Source organism: Streptomyces montanisoli (genome assembly GCF_017813245.1).
Classification (GTDB): Bacteria; Actinomycetota; Actinomycetes; order Streptomycetales; family Streptomycetaceae; genus Streptomyces; species Streptomyces montanisoli.
In genome coordinates this window covers 1-10,243 of sequence record NZ_JAGIQL010000194.1, presented here as the reverse complement: position 1 = coordinate 10,243, position 10,243 = coordinate 1, and the positions used below count along the sequence as shown (strand labels likewise).

Sequence of the window (10,243 nt, the reverse complement as noted above, 5' to 3'; positions counted from 1 at the left end):
GCCGCGCTCACCGCGCGCCGGTCGGGCACGGCCGCGAGCGCACGCGGGCCGACCTTCGGCACCGGGCCCGCGAGCAGCAGCGACGGCGGGACGAGCACGGCCGCCGTCGTGCCGCCGCCCGGCGTGCGGCTCAGCGCGACCCTGACACCCCAGCGGCGGGACAGGCCGCCCACCACGAACAGGCCGAGCACCTTCGTCGGCACCAGGTCGAGGCGCTCGCGGCGCACCAGGCGCGCGTTCTCCTCGTCGAGCCGCTCCTGGCTCATCCCGAGCCCGTGGTCGACGATCTCGACGAGCGCGCCGTCCCCGTCGTCGCCCTCCGTGCGCGAGCGCACGATCACCTCGACGCGGCTGCCCGACGGCGAGAACGCGACGGCGTTCTCCAGCAGTTCGGCCAGCATCAACGTCAGGTCGCCGACGATGTCGGGGATGACGGTGACGTCGTTCTCGGCGCGCGGCGCGACCCGCTGGTAGCCCTCGATCTGCCCGAGCGCCGCCCGTACGACGTCGGTCAGCGCGGTCGGGCCGGTCTCCGGGGTGTCGTCCCTGATGCCGGCGAGCAGCAGCAGGGACTCCGCGTTGCGCTGGAGGCGCACGGCGATGTGGTCGATGCGGTAGAGCCGTTCCAGCACGTCGGGGCTGGTCTCGCCGCGCTCGACCGCGTCGATCAGGGTGAGCTGACGTACCGTCAGGTTGGAGACGCGGCGGCCCACGTTGCCGAACATCTCGGCTATGTTGCGCCGGCCGAGCACCTGCCGTTCCAGCAGCGCCGTGGCCGTCGCCTGCACCTGGTTGAACGCGGACGCCAGGTCGCCGATCTCGTCACGCACGGGCACCGGCACGGCTTCAAGGCGGGGCGGCGCGGTGTCCTCGGAGTCGTCGTCGGCCACCCGCGCGAGCTCGCGGCCCGCCAGGTCCGCGACGCGCTGCGCCGCCTCGGTGAGCGCCTGCACCGGGCGGATGACCGAACGGCGCGCGAGCACGGAGAAGGCGAGCCAGAGCGCGAAGCCCACGAGGGCGGCGGCCAGCAGGTAGACCGCGCGCCACCAGGCCGCGTTGGACGCCGAGTCGGCGTCCGCCGCGATCTGCCCGATCAGGGAGCGGGTGATCCGCAGGCGGCTCGCGGCCTGCTGCTCGTACGTGGGCTGCGCGGCCAGCGCGGTGCTCAGCGCGTTCTGCACGGCCAGGTGGCCCTGCGCGACGAGCGCGCCCGGGTCGACCTGGAGCGCCGCGTACTGCTGGCCGATGACGTTCTGCGGTCCGCCGCGCTCGATGCCGGCCAGCTCGCGGCCCTGGCGCGTGGTCGCGTACCGGGAGAACCGGTCGGCCTGGTAGGTGTACGAGGCGTACTCGCCGACGGCGCCGGTGAACTCGATCAGCGCGTTCGGGTCGCCCGTGCGCGCGGCGAACACGCTGGTCTCGAAGGACGCGTGCGCGGTGTCGGCGCGCAGCAGCGCGTCCAGCACGTTGGCGGACGAGGTCGCGGAGCGGTCGGGGGACGAGCCGAGGCCGAGGCCGTCGATGAGGTCGCTGACCGCCGCGCTGTAGGCGGGGTCGATGTTGTCGGCGGGCAGCGGGCCGCTCTCGACGGTGTCCCGGAGCGCGGAGAGGCCGCCGATCTCCTTGAGCGCCTCGCTCTCCTGCGGGGGCAGCTCGTCGCCGAACGCGGCCGCGACCGCGCGTGCCTGGGTGTCGGTGCTCTGCTGGGCCTCGCGGTAGCCGGCGGTCGCGGTGGTCCTGGCCTCCTTGAGGCCGGCCTCGTAGTGCAGGGAGACGAGGAGGGCCTCGCGGTGCTCGTTCTGCAGGCCGTCGATGAGCGCGGCGACCTCCCGGCTGTTGCGCACGAGGCGGGAGGTGGCGGCGGCCGACCGCGCCTGGTCGATCTGCTGGTAGGTGACGTAGACGAGCATGGCGGCGATGGCGGCGATCGGCACCACGACCATGACGTTCAACTTGCGCCGGAACGGCCACCGTTCGAGCAGGCCCGAGGCGCGCCGCCGCAGCCTGGGTATCAGGGAGGGGCGCCCGGGCGCCGCTTCGCCGTCCCCGAAGCCCCTCTTGTCCCTCCTGTGCGTGGGCACCAAGCCTCCTCGGCTGTACGCCCGTTCTGACTGGTCAGGGCGCGGTGGCCGGAATTCCGGCCGTTCGGCGAGCGGAACCAACTCAGTCGGACCACGCATGAGCGGACCGGGACCGAGGAATGAAGATTATCTAGTCGCCCTACGGTGCCGTCTACGACCCCACAGAAGAATTGACTCCATCGATTCGCTGCACGTGACAGCAATTGCCGCCCGCACATGACCGGACGCGATCGCGCCACGTGCGCGCGGCGAACGCGTCCGAGTCACCTCCTGAACGCGTCCGCGTCGCTTCGCGAACGAATCGCGACCGGTACCGACCGGGCGGTTTGCGTCGCCGACCGAATGATGTCAATCGGTAACAAGAAACCCTTGACTCACAGAGCCCCCCTGGCTTGGATCGAGACCATGTGTTTCCAGGGCCCTGTCAACCATGCGTGCGGCGCGCCCTCGGTTTCCCCACATGTTCACGCGGCGCGTCTTCGGCACGCGGCGTCTCATCCCCCCGATCCGACCCCAGGTTGGCAAACGTGACCGTAATCGGTAACAGCCGTAGACGTGCCCTCACAGCCGCGGTGGCCCTCGCGGCCGCAACCGCGGCGCTGGCCGGCTGTTCTTCCTCCTCCTCGTCCGGCAAGGGCTCGAGCGACCCGCTCCAGAAGCCCGCGGCAGGCGGCGACACCGTGGTCGTCGGTTCCAACAACTTCGCCGAGTCGATCCTCCTCGGCGACATCTACGGCGAGGCGCTCAAGGCCAAGGGCCTGAAGGTGACCTACAAGCCGAACATCGGCAGCCGCGAGACCACCTACGGGCTGATGAAGAACGGCACGCTGACCGTGCTCCCCGAGTACAACGGCGCGCTGCTCGCCTACCTCGACCCCAAGGCGACGCCGAAGACGGTCGAGACGACGCAGGCGGCGGTCACGGCGAAGCTCGACCCGAAGCTGGCGATCCTGAACCCGGCGCCCGCGCAGAACAAGGACGCCGTCACCCTCAACGCGCAGACCGCGAAGAAGTACGGCCTGACCTCGAAGTCGACGATCGCCGACCTGACCAAGGCCGCGCCCGACCTGGTCATCGGCGGTTCGCCGGAGTTCCAGACGCGCCACCAGGGGCTCGTCGGCCTGAAGTCGGACTATGGGCAGACGTACAAGTCCTTCAAGGCGCTCGACGCGGGCGGCCCGCTCACGATCGCGGCGCTCAAGAACAACAACATCCAGGCCGGCGACGTGTTCACCACGGACCCGAGCATCGCGAAGGACCACTTCGTCGTCCTCCAGGACCCGAAGAACCTGTTCGGGTTCGAGAACGTCGTGCCGCTCGTCTACAAGTCGAAGCTGCCGCAGAAGGGCGTGGACGCGCTCAACGCGGTCTCGGCGAAGCTGACCACCGACTCGCTGCTGGCGATGGACACGAAGGTGCAGTCGAAGAGCGCGGACCCGCTGGCGGTCGCGCAGGCCTGGCTGAAGCAGGCCGGCCTGAGCTGACACCCGCCTTCCGCGCGTCCGCGCGTTTGCGCGTTTGCGCGTTTGCGCGTTCCGACCGCCGTCCGGGTCCGCCCCGGGCGGCGGTCGGCGTTTCCCGGCCCCCGGCCCGGGCGGGCGGCGCCGTAATCCTGTTGCGGCGGCCACCCGCCCGCTGCTGCACTGTCGACGAGAGGAACCACCTACAGAGGAGATGTCCGTGCGAGGAGCGTTCGCGACCACCCACGAGGCCCGCCAGGGCCTGCCGGCCGTCACGCTCTCCTCGAAGGAAACCAGTCTCCTTGCCTACGCTGAACCTCGGCATCCTCGCGCACATCGACGCGGGTAAGACCAGCCTCACCGAGCGCCTGCTGCACAGCGCGGGCGTCATCGACACCGTCGGCAGCGTCGACGCCGGCTCCACCGCGACCGACACGCTGGCGCTGGAGCGGCGGCGCGGGATCACCATCAAGTCGGCGGTCGTCTCGTTCCCCGTCGGCACCACGACCGTCAACCTGATCGACACGCCGGGCCACCCCGACTTCATCGCCGAGGTCGAGCGCGTGCTGTCCGTGCTGGACGGCGCGGTGCTCGTCGTCTCGGCCGTCGAGGGCGTGCAGGCGCAGACGCGCGTGCTGATGCGCACGCTGCGGCGGCTGCGCATCCCCACGCTCGTCTTCGTCAACAAGATCGACCGCGCGGGCGCGCAGGGCGCCGGCGAGCGGCTGCCGGCCGAGCTCGCCCGGCGCCTCGGCACGTCGTTCGTGCCGCTCGGCCGGATCGCCGCGGCCGGCGGCCCCGGTGCCGCGTACGAGCCGTACGGGCCGCACGACGCCGACCACGTCGCCGCGCTGGCCGAGCACCTCGCGGACCGGGACGACGCGCTGCTCGCCGCGTACGTGGCGGACGAGGCGTCGCTCACGTACGGGCGGCTGCGCCGTGAGCTCGCGGCGCAGACCGCGCGCTGCCTCGTCCATCCCGTGCTGTTCGGGTCCGCGATCACGGGTGCGGGCGTCGACGCGCTCGTCACGGCGGTGCGCACGCTGCTGCCCGCGGCCGACGGCGACCCGTGCGGCGCGCTGTCGGGCACCGTCTTCAAGGTCGAGCGCGGCCAGGGCGGCGAGCGGATCGCGTACGCGCGGGTCGCCCGCGGCACGGTACGGGTCCGCGACCGGCTGCGGTTCGGTGCGGACGGCGAGGGCGGCGAGGGCCGTGAGGGCAAGGTCACCGGCCTGTCGGTCTTCGACAACGGCGCGGCGGTGCCCGCGGGGGAGGTACAGGCGGGCCGGATCGGCACGCTGCGGGGGCTCGCGGACGTGCAGGTCGGCGACGCGTTGGGCCCGGCGGGCGAAGCACCGGTCGAGGCACGTGCCGGTGCGTCCGGTGGGTTCTTCCCGCCGCCGACGCTGGAGACGCTGGTGGTGCCCGACCGCGACACGGACCGTGCCGCGCTGCACGCCGCGCTCGCGGAACTCGCCGAGCAGGACCCGCTGATCGGCTACCGCAAGGGCGAGCTGCGGCGCGGTGGCGCCCAGGATCTGTACGTCTGCCTCTACGGCGAGGTGCAGAAGGAGGTCGTGCGGGAGACGCTCGCGGACGACTACGGCATCGGCGTCGCGTTCCGCGAGACGACGGTGATCTGCCGCGAGCGGCTCACGGGGAGCGGCGCCGCCGTCGAGGTGAAGTCGCGTGACGGCAACCCGTTCCTCGCGACGGTCGGGCTGCGCGTGGAGCCGGCGCCGGCCGGCTCGGGCGTGGCGTACCGGCTCGGGGTCGAACTGGGCTCGATGCCGTACGCGTTCATGCGGGCCGTCGAGGAGACCGTACGCGAGGCGCTGGAGCAGGGGCTGTACGGGTGGCGGGTGACGGACCTCACGGTGACGCTGACGCACACCGGCTACAACGCACGGCAGAGCCACGCGCACGGGACGTTCGACAAGAGCATGTCGAGCACAGCGGGCGACTTCAGGAACCTGACGCCGCTGGTGCTGATGGACGCCCTGCGCGCGGCGGGCACACACGTCCACGTACCCGTGCACCGGTTCAGTCTTGACCTGCCGTCGGACACGTACGGCGCGGTGCTGCCGCTCCTCGCGCGGCTGGGCGGCGTGCCGGACGCGCCGGTGGTGACGGGCGCCACGACGACCGTGGAGGGCCGCGTGCCCGCCGCGTCCGTGCACGCGCTGGAGCGGCGGCTCGTGGGGCCGACGCGTGGCGAGGGGCTGCTGGAGACGGCGTTCGACCACTACGCGCCGGTGCACGGCACGCCCCCGGCGCGGCCGCGCTGGGACGACGATCCGCTGGACCGCCGCGCGTACCTGCTGCGGGTCGTGCGCCGCGTGCGTCACGGAGACGCCGGCGCCTGACGCCGGCCGGCGCGCCCGCCCGCCGGCACGCCGCGGCCTGCGCGGCGTCCACATCCCGGACGGGCGTGCCGCTTGCGTCCATGTTGTATCTATGCTGTGCGCATGCCATCCGCGCCCGTCAGACCGCCAGCCGCAGCCGACCGTGTGTACAGCCATGTCAAAGAGGGGGTACTCGGGCGCCGTTACGAGGGCGGGACGCTGCTGACCGAGGGCGAGCTCGCCGAGGCCGTCGGCGTCTCCCGCACGCCCGTCCGCGAGGCGCTCCTCAAGCTGGAGGTCGAGGGGCTCATCAAGCTCTACCCGAAGAAGGGCGCGCTCGTGCTCGCCGTGTCGGCGCAGGAGATCGCCGATGTCGTCGAGACCCGCCTGCTGGTGGAGGAGTTCGCGGTGCGCAAGGTCCTCGCGTCCCCCGCGCCACCTGCGAGGCTCATCGCGCGCCTGGAGGCGCTGCTCGACGAGCAGCGTGCCTGCGCGGTCACGGGCGACCTCGCGGCGGTCGCCGCCGCCGACCGCTCCTTCCACGTCGAGATCGTGCGCACGGCCGGCAACGAGATCATCTCCAAGCTCTACGACCGGCTGCGCGACCGCCAGCTGCGCATGGGCGTCGCCGTGCTGGAGGCGCACCCCGACAGGATCGCCACGAACATCGCCGAGCACACGGAACTGCTCGACGCGATCAGGACCGGCGACGCGGAGCTCGCGGCCGGGCGCGTGCGCGGCCACCTCGGCAGGGTCTCCACGCTGGTGCGCGGGGAGGGCAGGTGACGACACAGCCCGCCGCCGCCTCCGGGCGGCCGGGGACCGCTGCCCTGTCCCTGCCAGGCGATCCCCCCGGCGGCCGCCGCGCCGTCTGGGTGTGGGGCATCGGCGTCTCCGTCTACTTCGTCGCGGTCATCTTCCGCACCAGCCTGGGCGTCGCGGGCCTCGACGCCCAGGAGCGCTTCCACGTCGGCGCCTCCGCGCTCTCGACGTTCTCGATCCTGCAGCTCCTCGTCTACGCGGGCATGCAGATACCCGTCGGCCTCCTCGTCGACCACCTCGGCACGAAGAAGGTGCTGGCCCTCGGCACGGTGCTGTTCACCGTCGGCCAGCTGGGCTTCGCGCTGTCCCCCTCGTACGCCTCGGCGCTGGCGTCACGCGCGCTGCTCGGCTGCGGCGACGCGATGACGTTCATCAGCGTGCTGCGGCTCGGCACGCGCTGGTTCCCCGCGCGGCGCGCGCCGATGATCGCGCAGATCGCCGCGCTGTTCGGGATGGCGGGCAACCTCGTCTCGACCGTGGTGATCGCCCGCACGCTGCACGGCCTCGGCTGGACCGCGACGTTCGGGGGCAGCGCGGTCGCGGGCGTCGCCGTGCTCGCCCTGGTGCTGCTGTTCCTCAAGGACCACCCGGAGGGCCACGAGCCGCCCCCGGCCTCGGAGCGCGGCGGCCTCGGGCTCGGCTATGTGCGGCGGCAGATCGCGGCGGCCTGGCGCGAGCCCGGCACCAGGCTCGGCATGTGGGTGCACTTCACGACCCAGTTCCCCGGCATGGTGTTCCTGCTGCTGTGGGGTCTGCCGTTCCTCGTCGAGGCGCAGGGCCTCTCGCGGGCCACGGCGGGCGAGCTGCTCACCCTGGTCGTGGCGTCCAACATGGTCATCGGGCTCGTCTACGGGCAGGTCATCGCGCGCCACCACGCGGCGCGGCTGCCGCTCGCGCTCGGCACCGCGGGGGCGACGGCGCTGCTGTGGGCCGCGGCGATCGCCTATCCGGGGCCGCACGCCCCGATGTGGCTGCTCGTCACGCTCTGCGCCGTGCTCGGCGCCTGCGGGCCGGCGTCGATGGTCGGCTTCGACTTCGCCAGGCCGGCCAACCCGCCGTCCCGTCAGGGCACGGCGTCCGGCATCGTCAACATGGGTGGTTTCACGGCGTCCATGACGACGCTGCTCGCGGTGGGCGTGCTGCTCGACGCGACGGGCGACAACTTCCACATCGCCTTCTCGTCGGTCTTCTTCCTGGAGGCTTTGGGCGTCACGCAGATCCTGCGGCTGCGCGCCCGCGCGGCGAAGCGCGAGCGCGAGCACCTGGTGGCGAGCAAGGTCGAGGCCGTGCACCACGTGCCCGTGTAGGAGGCGCGCCTGCCGGGGCCGCGCCTGCCGACAGGGGGCAGGCGCGGCGGCGTCGCGCTGCTTGGACTGATCCGGCTGCTTGGGCCGCTTGCGCCGCTTCGCTACTTCGTGACGGCGAAGGCGGCGAGGATCGCGTCCGCGAGGTCCTGGTCGCCGTCGACCTTGACCCGGTCCGCGACGGCCCCCGGCCTCACCCGGCCGCAGGCCAGGCGGAAGTACGTCTCCCAGTCCAGCGCGAGCGACACGGCGGGGCCGAGGGACGGCGCGCCGTCGACCGTGCCGCGGCCGTCCGCGTCGACCCTGACCGTCCGCATGAACTCGATCGGGCCGTGCACGTCGAACACGACGGCCGAGCTCGGCGGCGCGCCCGCGTCCTTGGCGACGATCTTCGGCAGCGCCGCGACGAGCGTGTCCCGGGCCACGTACGCGCCGGGGGAGTCGAGGTCGCCCGGCTCGCCGAGCGCCGTGCGCAGGTCCTGCTCGTGCACCCACACGTCGAATGCCCGCAGCTGCATGGCCCTTTCGAGGGTCTGCTCCTTGCCGAGGGGTGCGCGGACCATCGTGCCGGGCTCGCGGCTCTCGTTCCGCAGCTGCCGGTTGCGGCGGATGATCGTGTACTCGAGCTCGGAGGTCATCTCGGGCGACGTGTGGTGGCGGCGCACGTCGACCTGCATCTCCATGTAGCGGGAGAGCTCGTCGGTCACGTGGTACAGGTCGCGCGGGAGCGTGTGGATCGGCCTCGGGTCCCCGAGCATCTCGTTCTCCATGCCGATCACGTGGGAGACGATGTCCCGGACGGACCAGCCGGGACACGGCGTGCGCCTGTTCCAGTCGGGCTCGGCGAGCGGCTGCACCAGGGCGGCTATCGCGTCGACGGAGTGGGTCCAGGCATCGGCGTAGTTCTGGAGGCTGGGATGGACGGTCACGTGACCCCTCGGCGGTTCTGCGGTTCGCGGGCTGTCTGGCGGGCTGTGGGCGAGCGTGGCCGGCACCGGGCTACGCGGGCTGCATGGGGAGTTCGGCTCGGCGCCTAAGTTACGCTGCCCGATGGCACCCCGGCAGTGCTTTCGTGTGACGATCGTAGGCCCGTGTTGACGGATCGAATGCCAGGACGGTGGTAGTGTGCGCGCCTCGCTCCTCCAGATCGCGGTAGAACCGGACGAATCGGTCGATTCACGCCGTGCCCGCGTGGCCGGACTCGTACGGGCGCAGCGCGGCGCCGACCTCGTCGTCCTCCCGGAGCTGTGGCCCGTCGGCGCATTCGCTTACGAATCCTTTGCCGACGAGGCGGAGTCGGTGGACGGGCCGACGTTCGCGGCGCTCGCGCCGGCGGCGCGCGACGCGGGGGTCTTCCTGCACGCGGGGTCGATCGTCGAACGTGCCGCCGGCCCTTCGGGCGCCGGGGCCGGCGGGGCCGGCGACCTCTACAACACGTCGCTGCTGATCTCGCCCGAGGGCACGCTCGTCCGCACCTACCGCAAGATCCACCGCTTCGGCTTCGACCGCGGCGAGGCCACGCTGATGAGCGCGGGCTCCGAGATCACGACGGCGGACGCGGCGGGGGCCGTACTCGGCCTGGCGACCTGCTACGACCTGCGCTTCCCCGAGCTGTTCCGCGGCCTCGTGGACGCGGGCGCCGACGTGTTCGTCGTCCCGGCGGGCTGGCCGGCGCGCCGCCGCGCGCACTGGACGCTGCTGGCGCGGGCGCGGGCCGTCGAGAACCAGTCGTACATGCTGGCGTGCGCGACGGCCGGCACGCACGCGGGCGTGGAGCAGTCGGGACACAGCATGGTCGTGGACCCGTGGGGCGAGGTGCTCGCGGAGGGCGGCACGGACGAGGAGGTCCTGACGGTGGACCTGGACGTCGACGCGGTGAGCGCGACGCGCGAGCGCTTCCCGGCACTCAAAGACCGCCGCCTGGGCCTCCCGACGCCCCCGGCGCCGTAACCCCACCGGGGGCGCGGGCCCCGCGCGATCCCGCCCCGAGCGAGCCGCGCGGCCCACGGTCCGGCGCCGTGGCGGCCTCGCAGCACGACCGTCCGGTGGGCCTGACGGCCCGGCAGCCGGGGCGGCCCCGAAGGCCCAGGCGCTGCTGCCTTCCGGCGGCTTGCCCATCGGGTTAATTGGAAGAGCACTCGTCTCAACTTCTGTCTCCGATGTATTTTGTATTCTGTTTTTTGCTTTAATTAAGGGGGAGGGCGGGGGGGGGGGGGGGGAGGGGGGGGGGT

Annotated in this window: 7 protein-coding genes; 5 read left to right on the top strand and 2 right to left on the bottom strand. The window is 72.6% G+C overall.

Going from position 1 to position 10,243, the window contains the following annotated elements; translation table 11 throughout:
- Positions 1-2,081: sensor histidine kinase (locus JFN87_RS29070; protein WP_443732208.1), on the bottom strand; the 2,081-nt coding region annotated here is incomplete at its 3' end.
- 518 nt (positions 2,082-2,599) lie between these two features.
- Here JFN87_RS29070 and JFN87_RS29065 point away from each other — a divergent pair.
- The 4 genes from JFN87_RS29065 to JFN87_RS29050 all read left to right on the top strand — a co-directional run bounded on the left by JFN87_RS29065 (position 2,600) and on the right by JFN87_RS29050 (position 8,015).
- A complete protein-coding gene (locus JFN87_RS29065; RefSeq protein ID WP_209344821.1) occupies positions 2,600-3,565 on the top strand; it encodes an ABC transporter substrate-binding protein in 966 nt (321 codons plus the stop codon).
- A gap of 278 nt (positions 3,566-3,843) precedes the next feature.
- Positions 3,844-5,907: an elongation factor G gene (locus JFN87_RS29060; protein WP_209344819.1), complete on the top strand. Its 2,064-nt coding sequence runs from the start codon at positions 3,844-3,846 to the stop codon at positions 5,905-5,907.
- Between the two features lie 102 nt (positions 5,908-6,009).
- A complete protein-coding gene (locus tag JFN87_RS29055; protein ID WP_209344816.1) occupies positions 6,010-6,672 on the top strand; it encodes a GntR family transcriptional regulator in 663 nt (220 codons plus the stop codon).
- Entirely contained in the window at positions 6,669-8,015 is a 1,347-nt protein-coding gene (locus tag JFN87_RS29050; RefSeq protein WP_307865635.1) for an MFS transporter, read from the top strand. The genes JFN87_RS29055 and JFN87_RS29050 overlap by 4 nt, the downstream gene beginning before the upstream one ends.
- A 101-nt stretch (positions 8,016-8,116) precedes the next feature.
- Here the strand turns inward: JFN87_RS29050 and JFN87_RS29045 are convergent, their stop codons facing one another.
- Positions 8,117-8,941, bottom strand: coding sequence for a maleylpyruvate isomerase family mycothiol-dependent enzyme (locus JFN87_RS29045; protein WP_209344813.1), 825 nt, complete (start codon positions 8,939-8,941; stop codon positions 8,117-8,119).
- 196 nt (positions 8,942-9,137) lie between these two features.
- Between JFN87_RS29045 and JFN87_RS29040 the strand changes: the two genes are divergently transcribed.
- A complete protein-coding gene (locus JFN87_RS29040) occupies positions 9,138-9,962 on the top strand; it encodes a carbon-nitrogen family hydrolase (protein WP_209344811.1) in 825 nt (274 codons plus the stop codon).
- Positions 9,963-10,243 lie beyond the last annotated feature (281 nt).

Coding starts and splice junctions, on each gene's coding strand:
- JFN87_RS29055 (WP_209344816.1), top strand. CDS start 6,010: ATGCCATCCGCGCCCGTCAGACCGCCAGCCGCAGCCGACCGTGTGTAC.